The following is a 20,108-nucleotide window of genomic DNA, read 5'->3' on the forward strand; positions in this document are numbered from 1 at the left end:
ATTTTCATGCTATACTTACAAAAAAATAATTAGAAAGTTGAAGGTTTTCATATGAAAAAAGTGATTCACACACATGGACTAGCTATTCTTGTTATTTTTCTAGTCTCCTTGATTCTTATTCTCCCACAATTGATTACAAAAGGTATGGTTTTAGGCTCAGATGCAGTGTTTCATTATAATCGTTTTTATGATGCTGCAATGCAAATGAAAGAAGGAAATTTCCAACATTTTATCTCAATGTATGGATTTCAACAATCCGGTCGTATCGTTAATGCACTATACGGTCCCTTAATTGCTTACATCCAAGGGTTGTTAGTCTTAATTAGCCCTTCATGGTTTGGCTATCAAGTGGTCTCTCGATTCATGATTTTTGTACTTTCAGGCATTTCTATGTACACTTTTTTGAATAAAGCTCATATTCGCTCTTCACTGAGCTGCGCTGGGGCTATTTTTTATTTAACAACATTTTCGATTCAATATTGGACAATGCGCCAAGGCTTTTCTAGTTGGGGCGCCGCCATTTTACCACTATGTTTAGTACCAATAGTCGATATGGCTGAAAAAAAAGAGTTTAATTGGTTAGAATTAGGTATTTTGACAGCCCTTATGTTTCAAACACATGTTTTTACAAGTCTAATTTTAATCTTAATTTATCTTCCATTTTTCTGCTATGCCTTTATTAAAAATCCGAAAAAAAGCCAGCTACTAAAAAAATTGGCTTGTTCGATTGGTTTGTTCTTCTTGTTGACCTTAGCTATTTGGGTTAGCTTTTATATGATTTATAGTACGAATACTATTGCTGATCCATTTATTAATCAGCATATGGACCGTAGTGCGATTACTAGCAATGGGCGCTATTGGCTAACAACTCCCATCTTTTTAGTTGTATTATTATTTGGACAATTACTTACTAGTGTCTTATTATGGAAAAAATATCCACCATTCATTCGATTATGCAGTGGAACGATGTTATTTTTTCTCATCTTATCCACTAATATCGTTCCTTGGAATCAATTACAAGGAAAAGAGTTGCTGATAGTTGATTTAATTCAGTTTCCATTTCGTTTTTTCGTTCCAGTTACCATCTTTCTACTCTTGTTAGCGTGCTATACTTTTCAATGTTATGGAAAGAAAAATTTATTTAGCATGGCTATCCTTACTGCTATTTTAGCTTTCAGTCTTGGACAAGTGATGTTAAAAACTCAAGAGCCAATGAATGAATGGAATACTGAAAAACGCATGGTGCAAACTGGAAGAAAACATTTATTTATTCAAACAACGGACAAAAAAGAATTAAAAAAAGCTGTTCATTCTTCAGACTTTACGACGCTTTTGACATTGGTAGAAAAATCAACACCTGATTATTTACCAATTTATCAGCAAAATCATAAAAATAATTATCGCCAATATGAACAGCATATCCTAGCAATTAATCACCAGTTTAAAAAATATGTGAAGAATCATAAGCTTTATGTCGAGTGGAACGCCAATCAAGCTGCAAAGGTAAAAGTTCCTATTGTTAAATATGCACGAACGGAACTTACTTTAAATGGCAAAAAATTAACCGATAAAGATATCGTCTTAACTAAAATTGGGTCTATCACAGTCAAACAGCAAGTAGGAAAAAATAGTTTGTCCATCACATTTAGAGGTAGTCAGCAAATTATCTTTCCAATTGCTCTTTCGATGTTTTCCTGGATTATTGCTCTGTATATTCTTTTTAAAACAAAAATAGGTGGGAAATCATAATGATTTCCCACCTATTTTTTATTATTGGCGAATCAAGTAATCAAACGCGCCTAAAGCTGCAGTTGCTCCAGCACCCATTGAAATAATAATTTGTTTATAGATACTATCTGTACAGTCTCCTGCAGCAAATACACCTTCTAAACTTGTCATTCCATGGTTGTCAACAATAATTTCGCCACGTTCATTTAAAGCTACCTCAGAATCACGTAACCATGCAGTATTCGGAACTAATCCAATTTGGACAAATACACCTTCTAAAGCAATATGGTGTTCTTCATTCGTATCACGATCAACATATGAAATACCATTGACTTGGTCGGTACCTGTAATTTCTTTCGTTGCTACGTTTTTAACAACAGTCACGTTTGGTAAAGAATTTACACGATCTTGCAAGACTTGATCGGCTTTTAATTCTGGTAAAAATTCTAAAACATACACGTGTTTTGCTAAACCAGCTAAGTCAATTGCTGCTTCAATACCGGAATTCCCACCGCCAATTACAGCAACATCTTTTCCTGTAAATAAAGGACCATCACAGTGCGGGCAATTAGTTACACCTTTTGTACGGAATTCTTCTTCTCCTGGTACATTTACATTTCTCCAAGCAGCACCAACAGATAAGATGGCAGATTTTGCTTTAAGAACCGCACCATTTTCTAGTTCAACTTCAATCAAATCGTTTTTACGGATTGATTTGGCACGTTGATTTTTCATGATGTCAACATTGTATTGATTCACATGTTCTTCAACTTGAGCCATTAAGCGAGGACCTTCTGTATAAGGTGTACCAATCATATTTTCAATCCCAACGGTATCCATGACTTGTCCACCATAAGTTTCAACGATCATTCCTGTATTAATACCTTTACGAGCAGCATAAATTGCTGAACTGTTTCCAGCAGGACCACCACCGACCACTAAAACATCAAATACGTCCTTATCTGCGAATTCATCCGCACTTGTTGGCCCAGCAGCTAATTCCACTAATTGTTCAATTGTCATACGACCACTAGCAAATTCCACATCATCTAAAAGAACAGTTGGAACTGCCATGATTTTTTTCTCTTCAACTTCCTCTTGGAACATGCCACCTTCAATCATCGTATGAGAAATATTTGGATTCAATACAGACATGATATTCAATGCTTGAACCACATCCGGACAGTTATGACAAGTTAAGCTGACATATGTTTCAAAGTGTAATTTTTTATCAATTGCTCGAATACGTTTCGCAATCGTATCATCCACTTTTGGTGCACGGCCAGCTACTTGTAATAAAGCAAGGATAAACGAGGTAAATTCATGCCCTAGCGGCAAACCAGCAAACTCCACACGGCTTTCTTGTCCTGGTTGGGCTAAAGCAAAACTAGGCGTACGTGAAAGCGTCACTGCTTCAATGGATAATTTAGGAGACATATCAGCGATTTCTTCTAAAAATTCTTTAACTTTTGTTGAATTTTCATCGTCGCCTAGACTTGCTTTAAAAACAATATCTGATTCCAATAGTTCTAAATATTGCGCAAGTTGTCCTTTAATTTCGTTATCTAATGCCATAATACCCTCCTTAAATTTTACCTACTAAATCTAGGCTAGGTTTCAGCGTTTCTGCTCCTTCTTTCCATTTCGCAGGACAAACTTCGCCTGGATGTGTCCGAACATATTGCGCTGCACGAACTTTATCAATTAAGCTACTTGCGTCACGGCCAATGCCATCTGCGTTGATTTCTACGGCTTGAACAACACCATCTGGGTCAATCAAGAATGTACCACGTTGAGCTAAACCTTGCTCATCCAATACATCAAATCCTTTAGAAATAACATGTGATGGATCACCAATCATAATATATTCGATTTTACCAATCGCATCTGAATGATCATGCCAAGCTTTATGAGTAAAGTGTGTATCTGTTGAAACAGAATAAACTTCTACATCTAAGCTTTGTAAAGTTGCATATTGTTCTTGTAAATCTTCTAATTCAGTTGGGCATACAAACGTGAAGTCTGCTGGATAAAAACAGACAATATTCCATTTCCCTTTAAAATCTTCTGATGAAACTTCGATGAATTCACCTTTATGATAAGCATTTGCGTTAAATTCTACAATCTCTTTTCCGATTAATGACATGATACGTCCTCCAATTAGAATAATTATTTGAGAATACTCTCTATTAATAACTATATAGAAAGTCAGAAATAAGGTCAATGCTTTTGCTTAAATTATTTTGAATAATTCTAATCTAATAAAAAGTGTTTGATAATACTCATTTATCATCCTTATTATACTTAGTTTTCATGCTGTTTTTCATAAAATTTCTTATTGATAACAATTGTACAACTAAATACTAGCAGCATTTATTATTCTCAATTAACTTTATACATTCTCAATTAGCTAAGAATCAAATAAAAACTGGAAATCTTCATGATTTCCAGTTTTTTATTATTTATGTCTTTTAAATGTTTCGCTAACCAGGCTATAAAAAATCCCAGCAACTACAAAGATAATCCAACTACTCTCCCAGCCAGTAAGGTTAGACCAAAATAGATAGAACAAGAAGACCAGTGGCCAATAAAACTTTCTCATAGTAATCATCAACGGAGCAGCCGCACCATAAGAATGTTTTGTTGCACGAGGGCCAGGATGGTCTTCATCAGACACAAAATATTGTCCATTGGTCATTTTTTTAAAGCCGTTTCTGACAATACTAGTATAAATGATTAAGAAAGCTCCTACGCCTCCTGTAGCAAAGAAAGTACTAACCCCCAATTCTGCTGAGTAAACGATGCTTGCAAAAAAGAAAAGAGTTGGGATTGATAACACGCATAAACCAATTCCTAATGATAAGCCCATTCGAAAACTTTTATCATAATTCTCTAATTGGAAAAACGCTTCTTTATGCACATCTCTTGCTAAGGGTCGATCATCCAATTTTCGTTTTTCCCGAACGTATTTCATTGACCCCGAAATAATAAAACCAATCCCAACTGCTACCAAAATAGCAAAGCCGAAGAGACCTAGAAATGCAAAAATTTCTGAAAAACCTATAAACATAATTGACGCCATCGACAGCGCTAATAATAAAATACCTAATGATAATTCAAAAGCGAATCTTCTCGTAACCGCCCAAAAATCAAATGCTTCATCTAAAGTCACTGACTCCACATCATCATAGCTCTCATACTCTTCTTCTTGTTCCAATTCTAATTCTGCTAGAATTTCATCAATTGAGCCGAATTCACTAATGACTGCGCCAATTGCTTCATGTTCACTTTTTCCTTCTGCGATTAATTCATGATAGTGATCTTCCATAATTGCCAACAAATCTTCTTTGGCTTTTTTTGTTTCTGGTGTAATCGGTACTGTTAAGAATAAGCTATCTAAATATTCCTTAATAATTTTCATTTTCAGTTCCCCCTTCTAAAAACTCGTCTACTACGAATTTCGTTTGCTCCCACTCTTGCTGTTTCAAATCTAAAAAATTTTTTCCTTTTTCGGTAATACGATAATAGGTTCTTTTTTTTCCATGTGTTAATTCACCAGGATAAGCCTCAATAAATGCTTGTTTTCCCAAACGTGTGAACGCAGAATACAATGTCGTTTCTTTAATGACATATAAATCATTGCTTCTTGCACGAATCTGTTTAGAAATCGCATAACCGTAGGAATCTCCTTCTTTTAGAATGGATAAAATGATCACGTCATTGTATCCACGAATACCATCGCTTGTAATCATTTCATCCCTCCTTGCATTACTTCATCTGTCATAGTAATTATACCTCTAATTACTACGACAGGTAAAGTAAAAGTAGCAAGTTGCAGAAATATCGGTCTAGAGTCGTAGATAGATTAGGCAGTCCTTGTTCGTTTTTACTAGTGGGGTGTTAGTTATTCCTTGTATGTGTTTATTGAGTTTTTTTATTATTTAAAATGCGATAATAGTTGTGCATAAATTTATTCAAGTTTACAAGTGACATAAAAAAAAAGAGTTGTGACTTTTTTATCACACTCTTCTTTTTCTAAAATTCGTTTATATATTAGCTATGCGTTTCTTTTATTGTATTGATGTGTAAGCTTATATTTAATGCTTTTTCAATTAAATTCGTTTCTTCCTCGCTTATTTTCCCAATTTTCCATTTCAATAAATCCTTATTCACTGTACGAATCTGCTCAAGCATAACATAACTCGTTTTTCTCAAACCTGAATTTACGGAATTAATTTTAACATGTGTTGGCAGTGGTTTATTTTTAGTCGTAAGAAAGGCTACAATAGTGGTCCCAGAGTGTATGTTTCCAATATCATTTTGCAATATGATTACTGGTCGAATACCATTTTGTTCTCCAGGTATCATTCTTTCTTTCAAATCAATATAGTAAATTTCTCCTCTTCTAATTGTTTTATTCATTTAATTTCTCCTTACATTTGATCGCTTATTAGCTAGTATTTCTAAATATAGCCTCGTGCCTGTATGATTTTATGGCCAATAACACGCCCTATGGCTTTTGCTGTAATATTAGATGATGGCAATAACATGAAATATAATGCATCTATAAAATTAATTTGATCTCCATCATACATTTTTGGTCCACTTCCGCCAACTAAGTCTGATGATTGAATGGTAAATGTTTCATATATATTTGATATATTTTCCAATATAATTAAACTAGTCATTAATTTAGTTAACGAGGCTTGTTGTAATAACTGACTTTCATTCAATCCGTAATAACTATATGTGGGCAGCTTATCAAGATTAGTCCAAAATAATGGATTATTAGGAAGTAACACACCTGCTAACGAAACTGCTGTGAATGTTTCTGTCGGGATATAATGAGGATTCTCCATTTTTTTAAGGATGACATCTAGCAATTTTTTTGTATCCTCATATCTCGAAGTCGTAGTACTAGATTTCATGACAATAGATACAAATGTAAAAGTACCGTCCTTAACTTGGGCTAAGATACTTGCATTGTTAACAGCAGCACCTAATGTACCTGACTTTCCTCCTAATAATAAATACGCGTTTTCTAATGCTGGGTTAGTTACAGTGGTCTTTACCTTAATAGTTCGAGGAGTTTCTCCTTTTATAGTAACGCTATATTTCTTAGCTCCCCAAATTTTCACTATTTGTTCTGATCCAACTGCTTGTAATGTCAAACGTAGCATATCTTGGGCATTAGATAATTGTCCTTTTCTAGATAAACCACTAGCATTTTGAAAAACTGTATCATTCATCTTCCACAATTTGCATTTTTTATTCATTTCTTGAATAAACACTTGTTCAGCTTGAACGTCAGTAGCGGTAATTATCCGTTAATTAGTAATAGTATTTATTTTTTTATCGAACCTCTTTAATATCTCTGTATTGCTCATTGTAATTCCATTATTCATTAAGGGTAGTTTTAAATTATAAAAATCAGCTGCAGATGGTTCATTCCCTTCTCCGTAAATCTCCGTTAAATCAATTAGATATGCCTTTTTAGCGTAACCAGTTAAATTAGCCGCATTAATTGAGCCATAATACACACCTAAAGTATAGTTTTTTGTTGCTTTGAAACTGGTATATAAACACTCCCAACCAACTGTATTTCTATCTATGCTCAAGTTAATTGCATTGCTACTTACAAAGCGTCCATTTGCTTGTAATCCCATTCTTCCAGCAACATGATCAGTTACATGAACTTCAACTTGCATATAATAAACATGGTTCTGCTTCCACGAAGTCATTTGTACTAATTGATGGCTTCCCATACCTCGTGCCACTAAAATCGAATCATTTAGCTCATTTTCTAATAATGGATTAATTAATACACTCTCAATTATTTTATTATAATTGTCTTTTTTTAAATTTAGGGTCATGATAGTTGCTCTCCTCTTGATTGAACTGTTTTAAAATTATTTAGATTATTATTTAAAATGCAATAATAGTTGGAAATAATAAAAAATACCTAGGTTTTATATAATTTATAGCAAAAAAAAGCCTATAAATAAAGTCTATAATAAGTATATCAAATAATTTTAACAATTATAATGGAATAGCATTTAATTCGAATTCATATTTATTAATGACTTACTTTTTATAAAGCAAATTAAAACTGATTATCCGTGAAAAATAAATTTGCTTCCTTTTCTTCAAACCTCTATACTATTTTTAAAGAAATAAACAAGGAGGAAAACTATGAAATTAGAAGATGTATTAATTTTATTAGGGTTATTGGGTTGCATCTATGGAATTGTGTTGTTCATTCGATCGTTTTTCAAAAAAACACCGAAAAAACCGGGGATTCTTATTTTTATAGGTAGTTTTCTAATTATGTTGTCAGGTGGTGCCTTGATGAACACTTACGAGGAAAAAGAGAAAAATTCGAGGACAACATTTTCTCAAGAAAGTACGACTTTTTCTTTTTCTGAATCAACTTATAATGAACCAGTAAGTAGTGAACCAACATCTGATAATAATGTTTCTAGAGAATTTACAAATGCGTTAGAGAGTGCTAAAAATTATTTAAAATTTACTAATTTATCAAAAGAAGGATTATACAACCAATTAATTTTTGATAAATACCCAGAAGAAGCAGCAAAATATGCAACAGAAACCATTCAAGCTGATTGGAAAGAACATGCAATAGGCTCCGCTAATAACTACCTTACTTATTCTGCTTTTTCTCAAGAAAGTTTATCATCACAATTAACGTTTGATAAATATACTGAAGATGAAATACGTTATGCTTTAGAAAATATTGAAGTAAACTGGGAAGAACAAGCCCTTCAATCTGCCAGACAATTACAATCCTTTACCCCACTTTCCAATCAAGCATTATACGATCAATTAATTTTTTCTGGTTTTACTGAAGAACAAGCTGATTATGCCTTAAAAAATTTATCTGAATAAAACGATACGCATGATCAGAAAAAATATGGTCATGTGTATCGTTTTTTTATATCTCGTATGCAATAATAGTTTTTAAAGATATTTACTTGCTTCTCGGATACTTAACGCAGATAATCCTTCACGATGCTCGTTGATGAATTTTTTCACCCATTCAGGATTTACTTTTGAATAATCTCGCAAACTCCAACCAATAGCTTTGTTGATAAAAAATTCAGATTGATTCAAGTTATTTTCCAAAATCAGTTGCAACAATTCTGTATCTGTTTCATGTTTTCGTAACAACTGATGATCAATGGCTATTCTTCTTAACCAAAAATCTTCAGATATACTCCATTGAATTAAAATTGCTTTGGTTTCTGGATAGTTGCTTGCTATTTCTCCCATTAATTTATCTAAGCCATCAATCGTATCCCACCAAGATTTAGTTTGAGCTAATTGTTGAATTGACGAAATATCTGCTGGAGTTAACTTTTTCTTGAGAACAGTCAAATAACCAATCGCAACATACTGCAATTCGCGATAAGGACAGGCCCAGCAGTCAAAAACAAACTTCCAGTCAATAGCTTGTCCTTTGGTTGCCTTATAAAAATCTTTGCAAATTAATTTACGATTGGTCGCCGAAATCCCTAAAAAAGTAAATTGATTACGCATATATGCAGCCATTTTCTCAGCTTTTTTAGAATCAGCGACTTCTAATAATTGTTCTGCTATTTTTTCAAACATTACGCCACCATCTTTTCTTAGTAAAAATTTTCTTAGTAAAAAATTCTGCAACTATCCTAATTTTTATCGTAAATTCTTCATATTTTCTGGTTATATTTAATACATACTAAAACAACCCTAACACTTTTTCATTTTTCTCCTCCCGCTAATTCCCCATTAGCGGGTATTTTTTCGTTTATTTTTTAATCGTTCTTTTTGTTTCCGACGTCTTTCTTGAAATGCAAGTTCGCGTTGTAATTTTACATAATTCAACAACCGAGATTCTGCTAATTCCCCAGATTGAATCGCAGCTTTTACGGCACAGCCATTTTCTGATTCGTGACGACAATCATTAAATCGACAAGTAGCCGAAAGTTCAATAATATCTTGAAAGGTGCTATCTAATTCACTGTTTTCAAACAATTGGAATTCTCTCATTCCAGGAGTATCGATGATATAACCACCCGTTGGTAAAGAAATTAATTCTCGATGTGTGGTAGTATGTCGTCCTTTACTATCCTCTAATCGAATATCTGCAACAAGCATTTTTTCTGTCTGCAGTAGTCGATTCACTAAAGTTGATTTTCCAACACCAGATGAACCAACAAACGCTCCAGTTTTTCCAAACTTTAGGTAATCCGCAATCTTTTTAATCCCTTCATTCGTACCAAATCCCGTAACGATAATATTTGTTGTTAGTTCATACAATGGAACTAAATAATAATCCAAATTAGAACAACAATCGGCTTTCGTTAATACGACAACTATTTCAACATTCGTTTGTTTAGCTGCGAAATAACGTTCTAATCGTCGTAAATTAAACTCATCATTCAAGCTGGTCACAACAAATAAATAATCAATATTACTTGCGATTAGTTGCTCATCAGATTGACTCCCCGCAATCTTTCTAGAAAATTTTGATTTTCGTGGTTCTATTTGCTGAATCATTCCTTTTTGATAATCTAGCAATTGAAATTCAACCCAATCACCGACTGCTGGTAAACCTATTCCATCTTTTGTTTGTGCAAACAATTTCCCTGACAGTTGTGCCAACACTTCTTCTTTTTCTGTAAGTAATCGATAATAATTGCCATAGACAGCTATTACGCGACCACGTTGTATGTTAGTTTCCATTCTTTTTCCACCTATTCTTTGTTTAATTGCAAATAAAAAACTCTATGACCCGCTAATTGCAAAATCATAGAGTACTTATTTTTAAACGTAGAATAACTGACAAATTATCGGTTTAAGAAAAAGTGTTTGCAATTTAGCTTCGGTTGATTATGTGTATTTAACATTGCACGCACCTTCTCTCTCTCTAATTAATAGGATAAGAGTAACACAACTCTTACTTATTCTCAATTGTTTTTAGAGCGTTTTCAACAGAACAACTATAAAAAGACTTCTAGTTCTTTTTAATCAAAGAATCTAGAAGTCTTTTTATTATTTTATTCTAAAGCTTTTTTCACGTCATCCAACATGATTTGTACAGACTCTAAACCAGAACCTGATAAATACCATACTTGTGGGTCCAACGCGATAACTTTGCCATTTTTACAAGCATTCGTTTCTTTAACCAAGTCATTATCGGCTACGTTATTTTGAGAAGTATCGCCACCGATTGCTTTTGTATGTTCAACAACAAAAATAACATCTGGATTTTTCTCTAATACATATTCCGTTGAGAACGATTCTCATTCTCCTGAATTAGTTTATTAAAAATTTAAAAATAAAAGAATTGCTGAAACAACAATTCTTTTATTTCTTTAACGTTTTATGACTCCTTCTAAAGCTAAATCATTTAGAAAATGTAATGGTGTCGATAGTTTGGGATTAAAATAAAAGTCCATCGTTACCAACTGATTCAATGTTGTTTCCATCGTAACTAAGGTTGACAAGGTATTAATAATTTCTAATGTTCGTTTAGAGTTTGTCATCAATTGTCCGCCCATTAATTGTTTTGTTTCCACGTCATAGACAAGTTTAATCGTTAATTCAAAACAGTCATCTAGTTGAAATAAAGCTTCCTTAGTGAATGTTTTCGTAACTGACGCAACATCTAGTCCATAATAAGGTGCTTCTTCTTCATTAATGCCACAACTTGCCAAATACGTATCAAATAATTGACTGACAATCGTTCGTTGTACTTTTGGAAAAGGAATTTTTTCTTCTAATAAAATATTTGATGCTGCAATCATCCCTGTACGATAAGCATTCGTAACTAACGGGATATAAATAGGCATAGCTGAATGATTGAAGTAAACCGAAACTAAATCGCCGACTGCATAGATGAAAGGATCAGATGTTTCTAAAAATTCATTGGTGTCTATCGTACCATCCATATTAATATCTAAAATATCTGTTACTAATTCAACATTTGGACGAGGATTAATCGCATAAACTGCTGCTTCAACATCAACTGTTTGTCCATTTGCTAAGATGACTCCAGTGACCGCTTGATCTTCTGTCATTGTAATTTCCCGAACATCACTATTTAATAAAATATGAACATTTTCAGGAAGTTTCTGCAATAATTCATGCGTAATTTCTTCATCAAAATAGCGAAATAATACGCTATCCATCCGATCAATTAAATAAATTTCTTTATTGTATTTACTTAATGATTCAGCCAATTCAAACCCGATTAACCCTGCACCAATAATCGCAACTTTTTTAGCATCCATTAAGGTGTCTAAGGCTGTTTTTGATTGCATTAATGTCTTAAAATTCGTCATTGTTGCTTCTGTTTCCGATGAAAAATCGGTATGATATTGACTAGAGCCCATCGCTAAAACCAAATAATCATAAGTTACTGTATCCGTTAAATGAATATTGCCATTATCTGTCGTAAAATCGACTGATTTGTTTTTTTCATCAATAGCAACCACGCGACTATTAATTAATACGTTAATTTGTTCTACCAATAATTGACTTGGCGTAACTGTCCGTGCATCTTCTAGCTTATCAATAAATCCTTCTAAATAAAGGTTTAGACTACTGCCAATGTACCCTAACACATTGGAACGCTCGATAATAACCACTTCAACCGTTTCATCAATTTTTTTCAAGTGTCTCGCTGCAGCAATTCCTGCATGCGAACCGCCAATAATTACCACTCGCAAAACTTCTCCACTCCTGTTCATAGCAATTCTTGAATCGCTTGTTTTAATCGATTAACTTCAAATAAAGAAACTCGTCCACTAAAAAGGTACAGTTCTTCATACGTATATTGTGAGACGTCCGTATACTCTGAAGCAATCAGTAACGAATATACGCGCTGTTTCGCTTTTTTCACTCTTACAGAGGGTACACTTGCTAAATGCTGTTGAATAAATTGATAGATTTCTTCTGATTGTAATGAATCATCCACAGCAATACCAACAAGTAATTCTTTTTGTTGTCTTCTCTGATAAATGTCTACTACCAATCCATATGCTTGATCTAACATGCGCCACTGCGAATTTGAAATATCTTTTGATAATTCGTCCTCAATAATCGACATACAGGCAGACATTTTGGTTGCATCATAATCAGATAATAATAATAAATCGTTTTCTTCAGTGTCGATCCATCCTTTTGAAAAAGCTATCTTAACATGCAGCTCAAGTAAAAAGACATCAAAGGAAGACACATCGCTATCTTCAACTATTTCTTGATAGATTTTTTTATTTAATGCTAAAAATTTAGCAATAAATGGTGATTGTGTTAACCATTTTTTATCTGAAGGCAGTAAATCTTCTGATAAAATGAAAAAATACAAATAGATTGATTCTTCATCTGATCCCTGGAAGGCAAAACGACTCAAATAACGAGCTAAGATATTTTTTAATTCTTGATAAAACACATCTTGTTCAATCGCATGAATAGTTTCCTTATCTAAGCGGTGCTTCTGTTCTCCACGATAATCAAAGCGACTATGCATAATTCCTAGCCATACCAACAATTTCCAATATTGCTCTTTTGTGAAAGCCAAATGGAAATGCTTTTCAATAACTTGTATCAAATTCTGGATGGTAGGATTACGAAACTTTTTTTGCAATTGCGTAAAAGGTATACTCGACCAAAAAAAGTAATAATAAAACACACGAATTTGAAGCTCATCGCCAACCATTTTCTTATTACGAAATTGAATCTCAAACTCCTCTAACTGCTGATTGATTGATTTCAACCTTCGAAATAAAGAAGCTTCACTTACTTGTAAATCAAGTGCCATTTTAGTGATAGACACTTTTTTATGTTGAAAAACAAATAATAGAATTTGATAATCTAAAGCTTGTTCTAAATAAGAATAAACGAATTTTTTTACAGAAAATTCATTGGCTAATTGCACACTTAAATATTCATTATCTAATCTCACGAGTTTCGATTCTTCATCGAATAATTCTAAGGCTGTTTCTAGTGATCGAATTTCTTTTTGTAATGTTGGCACAGAAACGTCTAATTCTTGTTCTAAATCCTTGATTCGTACTGCACCATCACTTTTTATTATCCGTTGAAAAATTGTCATTTGTACTTGTTGATGTTTATCCATCAACTCAGTTAATTTCATTGAATCACCTCAACTCTATTCAACTTCATTGTAACGATAGTAACCGTTTTTCATTTGCGCCACATAATTCTCTTTGCTCCAAACACCTCGTTTTTCTTCTTGTGCTTTTTGCTGAGCTGATAACAATTCATTTACGAAACTATCGCCACCTGCATTAACATAACGAACAATCCCTAGTCCATTTTCTAATAAAAGCTCTTGCAATGAATTTTCTCCGACATATACATAAGCTAAAAATCGTCCATAATTATCCACGACTTCTCCCTTGTCAAAAACAAGAGAAATATCGTTATTTACTAATTGTTCTTTAGTAAACTCACTTGCTTCCTTGCCATAAGGTTGCACCGCTGTATCTTTTTTGACACTTTCAGGTGTATCAACCATTAATAAGCGTAATTTGTGTTCCACACCATCTTTTGTATAAAAAGCAAAAGTATCCCCATCCACACTACGTAAAGATGACACACTGATTTTTTCAAATCGTGGTGGGTTTTCTAAATCAATCTCGTCAATCGCCTGAACAGTTTCTTCAGCAATTGTAGTAGTTGTGGTTGTTTGTTCTTGTTTGGGCTCGTTTGTTTCCAAAAATTCACTTGGATTTAACCATTGCCATACTCCGACAATTACTACAATGAGTACGGTTAAAAAGCTGGTTATTTTTTTCTTCATTGTTGCAACTTCCTTTATATTTCGATTATCAACAACTCAAAAGTAATTGTTGTCTCATTGATTTTTTCTGTTGTTTCTTTAAATAAGTCATCGGCTAAGGTTTGAATTTTTGCAATTGGAAAATCAATAGAAAAGTAATCTACAAAAAATTCTTTCGAAATTTTTTCTTTCGACGTATAAGTGAACGTCTGGGTACAATGTGGTTTACTTAACCAAGTTTTGTACATTTCCATCCATTGCCATTCTTCATCAGGAGTTTCCAATAAAGAAAACATAGTATCCTTTTCTTCAATCACGCGTAGAAGACAAACATACTTATTTGCTATACGTATCATTTCTTTAAGTTCATTTGGCGTGGTAAGAGCCGGATTCATTGCAGAAAAGACAAGATCATAACTCTGTTTTGGGGTTTGCTTCAAAAATGATTCTTGATCATCATGAAGAAGACATAGATTAGGATAGTTGTATTTACTTTTTGTAATTTCTAGCATTTTTTCAGAAAAGTCTACTAGTGTATATTGCTCCACATGTTCAATTATTTCTGGAATATATTTGCCTACCCCACCCGCCAAATCCAAAAAAGTATGCGTAGGCAATATTTTTTTGGCTAATAAAAAACTCGACACATCTCTTTGAATGCTCACTTGCGATTCCTCTTGAATCTCAGCGTATTCTTCTGCAAAATCATCCCAAAATAGACGCGCCTCTTCTAAATTTCTCATCGTGACTCCTTTATAAAAATAAAAATATCCGAACTATATATGATTAGAATACTTGTTAAATCACAAGAACCGCCTCTCTATAGTACGGATATCTAGTTAACTACGGACAATTAAAGGCACTAAGAATGGATAATTGGTAAAGAAATCCAAAATTGAGCGTCGACGATTATTCGAATCAATAAACAATCGCGTTTTACCTTTCTCAGAAAAAATATCCACTGTTTGGCTTTGATTTAGTTTTACTTGGTAATGGTAATCATCGAATTTATCAAAATCATATTCAGTAGATTCCATGCTAATGATGAAAATATCATCTAAAACTTTAGTATCTACTACCAAATCACTGGTAAATTCTCGTTTTAATGCACGTGTGTTATCTAATAAGCTTGGTGCAACATCAAAACCAAGTTCTTTAAACCATGCTAACAGTTGATTTAAATCATAGTTAATTAATGATAATTGATTATGCGAGAAAATTTTGTCTTTATGCCACAAATGAATAAGCTTTAATACTTGTTTTTCATCCACTTCGACCGTCATATCTTTGGGATGAATCAGAATAAGTGGCATATAGGCAGCTTCAAAACGAGTATCTACTGTTTCCATCTTAAAGCTTAATTCTAAGTCATTATTTTTATCTAGTTCATATGCCACGTCAAAATGCTTGCTTTTCCAAACATTTTCTCGATCTGTTTGCGTTAAGCCAATAGTTTTTAACGGTTTTAGCAATTCATAAGAAAAATAAGCTAGTAAGTTTGTTTTTGCAGTTTTAGAAATCGGCACCTTTGGCATAATAAATTGGCAATAAGCATCCAATAATTCTACAAAGCTACTTTCCAGTAATGCCTTACGCATGTATAAATCGGCAAGCTCATCTTCTCGTTCTGAAATGAGTTGCATAATTGCTTGGTGATCTTTTTCCTTCAAGCTATAATAATTATCTTTTTTGGGTGATTTATCAGCAGTTGGAGAGTTTCGTGTAACTTTTTTCTTTGATTTACTCATTTATCTAGCTCTCCTTTCTTAGGTGATAAATAATCGGCAAGAAATTGCTGAATTTGCTCATTCATTTCTTTCATTGAACCAAAATACTGATTAATAAAACGATACTCTTTAGTCACAACTGCGCGTTTTAAGCGAGTTTCCTCGTAAGTACGCATTAGTTGTTCTTTTTGTTGATTGGATTTATTTTTATTTTGAATAAATGGTAGCCATTCCGTTTTTTTCTTATTAATTTCGGCAATTTGTTTGTTTAACTGTTCCACTTCTTCTTCGGTTTTTGCACGATTGAAAAAGCTTTTACTGTTAGAAAGTTCTTCTTTTTTAGCAGATAAATCTTGCGCTTCTTTTTCTAAATTTTTAAGCTCTTCTTCCGCTGCAATAATCTTAGCATCCAAGTTATCAATTTGTTTTTCAATCACTTCTAATAATTCTCGATTGTCGGGACGATAATGTTGCCACTCATCATCAATTTTTGGTAACACAAAAATTTCTGGAATACTCGCATCAAAACCAATTGTTGCTCGTTCACGGTAGTACGTCCCGATTTTATAATAATAAATAGTCGGCGAAATCTTTTCAACATATTCCATAAATGGAAAACGCTCAACAAACTTATCATGTAGCTTCGTAGATAAAAGTTCATCAATTTCGTGATTTTGATTTGAAGTTTCTTTTAATTCTTTATGCAATTTCCCTTTATAAATCCGATAAATCTCAGGAATATTTTCAGTCTCAATCGCTGCTTCAAAATCATGTAAATCTTTTAGCATAGAAACAATATTCTTCGAAGCAACTTTTTTAACTTTATTAAAGTCTTGGTACTTATTAGAAGTTTCTCGATGATCTGTTTCTTCTAGTACTTCCTCAGACATAACAATGCCCTCCTCTAAATTTTCTCTATTATAGTTTATCATTTTTACTAGAAAAATGGGGATGAAAACCTCTCTTTTTGTTTTTTATTTAAATTTTTTTCGTAAATTTCTTAGGATTAAAAACTCTTTTTGGCTCAGTATATAATTAATTTAACTTACTAAGCTTAACGCTCACTTAATACCTAATATTAAGTAAACAAAAAAGACATCGAGTAATTTCGATGTCTTTGATGGTAAACATTCATCGTTTATTTAGATAATATCATGGGTTTTAAAGCGAATTTGACGATTCTCGTCTCTTTTTAAAATCGTTTCTTCTTTTAAATAATTGAATTTTAATTCTTCTAACTCTGGATTTTCTAGCATTGATTCATAGCCTTCAAAAATATCTTTAATGTATTGTTTGTAAGCTTGCTTTTTTTTTAAACGTTTTTTCATAAACGACACCGTCCTTTTCGTACATATCTTATCAAGTCTTGTTTTACGTGACAAGCATTATCGCTAATTTTCATCTAAAAATAATGAACTATTTAGGCGTAATATAACTTACACCACTAGATAGTGCAATTTCATTTGGAATGATACGATAATTTAAGTACGAAATGTCTCCTTCAGAAATTAAAATACTATCTTCTCCAACCGCTTCTACGAAGGCAACATGTCCATATAATGGATGATACCCTGCCACTCCTTGTTTAAAGCTAATTACATCACCAGCTTTTGGTGTTGAAGAAACCTTGTATCCTGTTCTTTGTCCAGTAGTTCCCCAATCAGCACCATTTCCCATATAATCGCCGACAGTCCCACCTAATTGATGTACACGATTAAAGGCGTACCAAGTACATTGATCAGAGCCGTATGAACCCGATGTATTGTAATTGACTCCATTATACTTAGGATATTTTACTAAATGACGATAAGATTCTGGTATGCCAGAAAAATCTTGAATAGTCGCATTACTAAAGTTTAAATCCATCGATGTTTTTGCTTCATCGTATTGGGTTAAATTATACACAGCAATAATTGAATTTAATTTATTATTATAAAATGTATCTGTCGCATATTTTCCTGTTAATTCAGTTGTCGCTTGTAAATAATTTTTGGCTTCCGAACGCCAAACTTTTTTGTAGAAAGAAGTGTTCCCACTAATTCCACCTCGAAGCAACTGTACGTAATCTTCCAAGGATTCTTTATAGCTCGGATACACACGGAATGCCGAATTGATTTGGTATAATTGACCACTACCGTTATCTTCATTTGTTGCAAGAGTAACTGATGAACCATTGTGGCTACCTTTGACTCCAAATAAATTATAATAAGGGCTCGTTGATAAACCACTTGTTCCTGAACCACTTTCTAAAATTGCTTGGGCAATCATAACTGAAGCAAACACATCGTATTTCAATCCCAATTCTCGAGCTGATTCACCAATTGATTCAATAAAACGTTGCGTTGCTGCATTTGCTCTAAAGTCAAAAGAAGCCGCGTAACCTTTAATCAACTCTTTTCCATGGTCAGTTAGCCGATTATTTTCAGAAAAATGAATTGCTGTTGTTGGTTGTTCTTTATAAATATTAGCAGATTGGCCAACAGTCGCTGATTCCTTTTCTTCTTCTGTTTGGAGTTTAAAGACTCCTACGCCTGGAATAATTTCTTTTTCAGCTTTTTTCTCTTCTTTTTTATCGTTGGCATCTTTTTCAGTTTTTTCCTCTTTTGCATCCTCATCAGAATGTAAGGCTATTTGTTTCTTACTGAACTCTTCATCAGCCATAATAAAACGGTCTTGACCAAGATAAATCGCTACTTGAGTGACTTTTTTATTTGTTTCCCACAAGAAAATATCACCTGGTACCGCGTCCTTAACAGCAATTTCGGTTCCTGAATGACGAATATCTTCGTAGCTATTTCCTAATTTTTGACCGAATACTTTATCATAAATATAAATTGGTAAATGAAGATTGTCAAAAGCATCTGGTCCTTTTGCATCCTGCTTATATTCTGCTTGTAATTGTGATAACGCTTCAACAACTAGAGCGGCAGAACGTTGATCTTTGAATGAATCTAATAACGGTAACTCATAACCATTTAAATCAGAAGACGAAATGTCTGTTGTTACTAATCGATTATCTAAAGAAGTTTCAGAACCAGAAGTACTTGGTCCAATAAATAATGGCGTATTAGGTGTAACTGGATTAGATTGGACAACATTATTTGTCACCTGATTTTTTTGTTCTTGCGTAGTTGGTGTTGATTCTTTTGGTTGTTGGTTATTTTGTTGTTGTGTTTTTTGTCTATTCGGTTGCTTCTTATCGCTTGTTGGTACTTTAGGTTTTTTATTTCCGCTATTTTCTTTACTACTATTTCCGCTATTATTGCTGTTAGAACTTGATTCTGATGTACTTGACTCTGTTGTTTCTGAAGAAGTTGTTTGGCTACTTGAATCAGGTTCTTTTGATTCTTGAGTTGGTGTTGTTGTTTCTTCTGGAACTTCAGGTATAGATGATTCCGTAGTTTCAGGTTGTTCTATCTCATTTTCAGAACTTGTTTCAGTTGTGGATTCTTCTGTTGTTGTACTTTCCTCAGAGGTCGATCCTTCAAAAGAACTAGAACTAGTTGTCTCTTCAGATTCAACTATTGATTCTGAAGATTCTAATATATTAGTAGTTTCTTCTATACTTGTATCGTTTATTTCTTCCATTGAGCTTGTCTCAGTACTAGAAGGTTGCTCACTACTGCTGATTGTTGCTGTGACGTCAGACAAAACTGGCGCAGTGTTAGACATCAAAAGAAGCGCAATACTGAACGCAGCTAAAGCACGTTTTAATTTCAAATTATTTTTCATAAGCGTTCCTTTCGTAATGTTTATTTTTTTATTATATTAAATTTATTATAAAATAAATCCCCCGTTTTTTAAAGCGTTTCACTAATAAGTACGTAAAAAGAAAAGGAAATATCCCC

The 20,108-nt window shown here is 33.2% G+C and carries 19 protein-coding genes and 1 pseudogene; 2 read left to right on the forward strand and 18 right to left on the reverse strand.

Annotated features, from left to right (window positions below; translation table 11 throughout):
- Positions 1 to 51: 51 nt before the first annotated feature.
- On the forward strand, positions 52 to 1,749 hold the full coding sequence (locus tag DOK78_RS09845) for a hypothetical protein (RefSeq protein ID WP_207940520.1): 1,698 nt from the start codon (positions 52 to 54) through the stop codon (positions 1,747 to 1,749).
- Positions 1,750 to 1,770: 21 nt separating this feature from the next.
- On the opposite strand, the gene ahpF is transcribed toward DOK78_RS09845, so the two are convergent.
- The 7 genes from ahpF to DOK78_RS09880 all read right to left on the reverse strand — a co-directional run bounded on the left by ahpF (position 1,771) and on the right by DOK78_RS09880 (position 7,601).
- Positions 1,771 to 3,303: an alkyl hydroperoxide reductase subunit F gene (gene ahpF / locus DOK78_RS09850; protein WP_207940519.1), complete on the reverse strand. Its 1,533-nt coding sequence runs from the start codon at positions 3,301 to 3,303 to the stop codon at positions 1,771 to 1,773.
- A gap of 10 nt (positions 3,304 to 3,313) precedes the next feature.
- A complete protein-coding gene (gene ahpC / locus DOK78_RS09855) occupies positions 3,314 to 3,874 on the reverse strand; it encodes an alkyl hydroperoxide reductase subunit C (protein WP_207940518.1) in 561 nt (186 codons plus the stop codon).
- Between the two features lie 312 nt (positions 3,875 to 4,186).
- On the reverse strand, positions 4,187 to 5,149 hold the full coding sequence (locus DOK78_RS09860) for a permease prefix domain 1-containing protein (protein ID WP_207940517.1): 963 nt from the start codon (positions 5,147 to 5,149) through the stop codon (positions 4,187 to 4,189).
- Complete coding sequence (locus DOK78_RS09865) at positions 5,136 to 5,480, reverse strand: PadR family transcriptional regulator (RefSeq protein ID WP_207940516.1); 345 nt, start codon at positions 5,478 to 5,480, stop codon at positions 5,136 to 5,138. Before DOK78_RS09865 ends, DOK78_RS09860 begins: the two co-directional genes overlap by 14 nt.
- 301 nt (positions 5,481 to 5,781) lie before the next feature.
- Positions 5,782 to 6,150, reverse strand: coding sequence for a type II toxin-antitoxin system PemK/MazF family toxin (locus DOK78_RS09870; protein WP_207940515.1), 369 nt, complete (start codon positions 6,148 to 6,150; stop codon positions 5,782 to 5,784).
- Positions 6,151 to 6,191: 41 nt separating this feature from the next.
- On the reverse strand, positions 6,192 to 6,977 hold the full coding sequence (locus DOK78_RS09875) for a serine hydrolase (RefSeq protein ID WP_243430437.1): 786 nt from the start codon (positions 6,975 to 6,977) through the stop codon (positions 6,192 to 6,194).
- A gap of 78 nt (positions 6,978 to 7,055) precedes the next feature.
- Entirely contained in the window at positions 7,056 to 7,601 is a 546-nt protein-coding gene (locus DOK78_RS09880) for a hypothetical protein (protein ID WP_207940513.1), read from the reverse strand.
- A 319-nt stretch (positions 7,602 to 7,920) separates the two neighbouring features.
- Here DOK78_RS09880 and DOK78_RS09885 point away from each other — a divergent pair, with 319 nt between their 5' ends.
- The gene (locus DOK78_RS09885; protein WP_207940512.1) at positions 7,921 to 8,634 is read left to right on the forward strand and encodes an Ltp family lipoprotein; all 714 of its coding nucleotides are present in this window, start codon (positions 7,921 to 7,923) and stop codon (positions 8,632 to 8,634) included.
- A gap of 72 nt (positions 8,635 to 8,706) precedes the next feature.
- Here DOK78_RS09885 and DOK78_RS09890 read toward each other — a convergent pair whose 3' ends face one another.
- The 11 genes and pseudogenes from DOK78_RS09890 to DOK78_RS09940 all read right to left on the reverse strand — a co-directional run bounded on the left by DOK78_RS09890 (position 8,707) and on the right by DOK78_RS09940 (position 19,992).
- Positions 8,707 to 9,357, reverse strand: a complete 651-nt coding sequence (locus DOK78_RS09890) for a DNA alkylation repair protein (RefSeq protein ID WP_207940511.1) — start codon at positions 9,355 to 9,357, stop codon at positions 8,707 to 8,709.
- A 156-nt stretch (positions 9,358 to 9,513) separates the two neighbouring features.
- A complete protein-coding gene (gene rsgA / locus DOK78_RS09895; RefSeq protein WP_207940510.1) occupies positions 9,514 to 10,470 on the reverse strand; it encodes a ribosome small subunit-dependent GTPase A in 957 nt (318 codons plus the stop codon).
- 314 nt (positions 10,471 to 10,784) lie between these two features.
- Positions 10,785 to 11,030: pseudogene (locus tag DOK78_RS09900) on the reverse strand (ABC transporter substrate-binding protein); the annotation flags it as partial.
- Positions 11,031 to 11,102: 72 nt separating this feature from the next.
- Positions 11,103 to 12,452 (reverse strand): FAD-dependent oxidoreductase, encoded by a 1,350-nt coding sequence (locus DOK78_RS09905; RefSeq protein WP_339076399.1) that lies wholly within the window; start codon positions 12,450 to 12,452, stop codon positions 11,103 to 11,105.
- A gap of 23 nt (positions 12,453 to 12,475) precedes the next feature.
- Positions 12,476 to 13,885, reverse strand: a complete 1,410-nt coding sequence (locus DOK78_RS09910; protein ID WP_243430435.1) for a helix-turn-helix domain-containing protein — start codon at positions 13,883 to 13,885, stop codon at positions 12,476 to 12,478.
- 15 nt (positions 13,886 to 13,900) lie between these two features.
- Positions 13,901 to 14,554, reverse strand: a complete 654-nt coding sequence (locus DOK78_RS09915; protein ID WP_207940508.1) for a thermonuclease family protein — start codon at positions 14,552 to 14,554, stop codon at positions 13,901 to 13,903.
- A 14-nt stretch (positions 14,555 to 14,568) separates the two neighbouring features.
- The gene (locus tag DOK78_RS09920; RefSeq protein WP_207940507.1) at positions 14,569 to 15,276 is read right to left on the reverse strand and encodes a class I SAM-dependent methyltransferase; all 708 of its coding nucleotides are present in this window, start codon (positions 15,274 to 15,276) and stop codon (positions 14,569 to 14,571) included.
- A gap of 96 nt (positions 15,277 to 15,372) precedes the next feature.
- On the reverse strand, positions 15,373 to 16,281 hold the full coding sequence (locus DOK78_RS09925) for a hypothetical protein (protein ID WP_207940506.1): 909 nt from the start codon (positions 16,279 to 16,281) through the stop codon (positions 15,373 to 15,375).
- Entirely contained in the window at positions 16,278 to 17,150 is an 873-nt protein-coding gene (locus DOK78_RS09930) for a viral A-type inclusion protein (RefSeq protein ID WP_207940505.1), read from the reverse strand. Before DOK78_RS09930 ends, DOK78_RS09925 begins: the two co-directional genes overlap by 4 nt.
- A 252-nt stretch (positions 17,151 to 17,402) precedes the next feature.
- Positions 17,403 to 17,588 (reverse strand): hypothetical protein, encoded by a 186-nt coding sequence (locus tag DOK78_RS09935; protein ID WP_207940504.1) that lies wholly within the window; start codon positions 17,586 to 17,588, stop codon positions 17,403 to 17,405.
- A gap of 88 nt (positions 17,589 to 17,676) precedes the next feature.
- The gene (locus tag DOK78_RS09940) at positions 17,677 to 19,992 is read right to left on the reverse strand and encodes a glucosaminidase domain-containing protein (protein ID WP_207940503.1); all 2,316 of its coding nucleotides are present in this window, start codon (positions 19,990 to 19,992) and stop codon (positions 17,677 to 17,679) included.
- Positions 19,993 to 20,108: the final 116 nt, after the last annotated feature.

The sequence above is a fragment of the Enterococcus sp. DIV2402 genome, assembly GCF_017426705.2.
In the GTDB taxonomy this organism is placed as follows: Bacteria; Bacillota; Bacilli; order Lactobacillales; family Enterococcaceae; genus Enterococcus_F; species Enterococcus_F lowellii.

What these genes read in the sequence shown, in the direction of transcription:
- DOK78_RS09920 (WP_207940507.1), bottom strand. Translation starts at nt 15,276, where the DNA reads ATGAGAAATTTAGAAGAGGCGCGTCTATTTTGGGATGATTTTGCAGAA.
- DOK78_RS09910 (WP_243430435.1), bottom strand. Translation starts at nt 13,885, where the DNA reads ATGAAATTAACTGAGTTGATGGATAAACATCAACAAGTACAAATGACA.
- DOK78_RS09935 (WP_207940504.1), bottom strand. Translation starts at nt 17,588, where the DNA reads ATGAAAAAACGTTTAAAAAAAAAGCAAGCTTACAAACAATACATTAAA.
- DOK78_RS09865 (WP_207940516.1), bottom strand. Translation starts at nt 5,480, where the DNA reads ATGATTACAAGCGATGGTATTCGTGGATACAATGACGTGATCATTTTA.
- DOK78_RS09880 (WP_207940513.1), bottom strand. Translation starts at nt 7,601, where the DNA reads ATGACCCTAAATTTAAAAAAAGACAATTATAATAAAATAATTGAGAGT.
- DOK78_RS09870 (WP_207940515.1), bottom strand. Translation starts at nt 6,150, where the DNA reads ATGAATAAAACAATTAGAAGAGGAGAAATTTACTATATTGATTTGAAA.
- ahpC (WP_207940518.1), bottom strand. Translation starts at nt 3,874, where the DNA reads ATGTCATTAATCGGAAAAGAGATTGTAGAATTTAACGCAAATGCTTAT.
- ahpF (WP_207940519.1), bottom strand. Translation starts at nt 3,303, where the DNA reads ATGGCATTAGATAACGAAATTAAAGGACAACTTGCGCAATATTTAGAA.
- DOK78_RS09860 (WP_207940517.1), bottom strand. Translation starts at nt 5,149, where the DNA reads ATGAAAATTATTAAGGAATATTTAGATAGCTTATTCTTAACAGTACCG.
- DOK78_RS09875 (WP_243430437.1), bottom strand. Translation starts at nt 6,977, where the DNA reads ATGAATGATACAGTTTTTCAAAATGCTAGTGGTTTATCTAGAAAAGGA.
- DOK78_RS09925 (WP_207940506.1), bottom strand. Translation starts at nt 16,281, where the DNA reads ATGAGTAAATCAAAGAAAAAAGTTACACGAAACTCTCCAACTGCTGAT.
- DOK78_RS09930 (WP_207940505.1), bottom strand. Translation starts at nt 17,150, where the DNA reads ATGTCTGAGGAAGTACTAGAAGAAACAGATCATCGAGAAACTTCTAAT.
- DOK78_RS09940 (WP_207940503.1), bottom strand. Translation starts at nt 19,992, where the DNA reads ATGAAAAATAATTTGAAATTAAAACGTGCTTTAGCTGCGTTCAGTATT.
- DOK78_RS09890 (WP_207940511.1), bottom strand. Translation starts at nt 9,357, where the DNA reads ATGTTTGAAAAAATAGCAGAACAATTATTAGAAGTCGCTGATTCTAAA.
- DOK78_RS09845 (WP_207940520.1), top strand. Translation starts at nt 52, where the DNA reads ATGAAAAAAGTGATTCACACACATGGACTAGCTATTCTTGTTATTTTT.
- DOK78_RS09915 (WP_207940508.1), bottom strand. Translation starts at nt 14,554, where the DNA reads ATGAAGAAAAAAATAACCAGCTTTTTAACCGTACTCATTGTAGTAATT.
- rsgA (WP_207940510.1), bottom strand. Translation starts at nt 10,470, where the DNA reads ATGGAAACTAACATACAACGTGGTCGCGTAATAGCTGTCTATGGCAAT.
- DOK78_RS09885 (WP_207940512.1), top strand. Translation starts at nt 7,921, where the DNA reads ATGAAATTAGAAGATGTATTAATTTTATTAGGGTTATTGGGTTGCATC.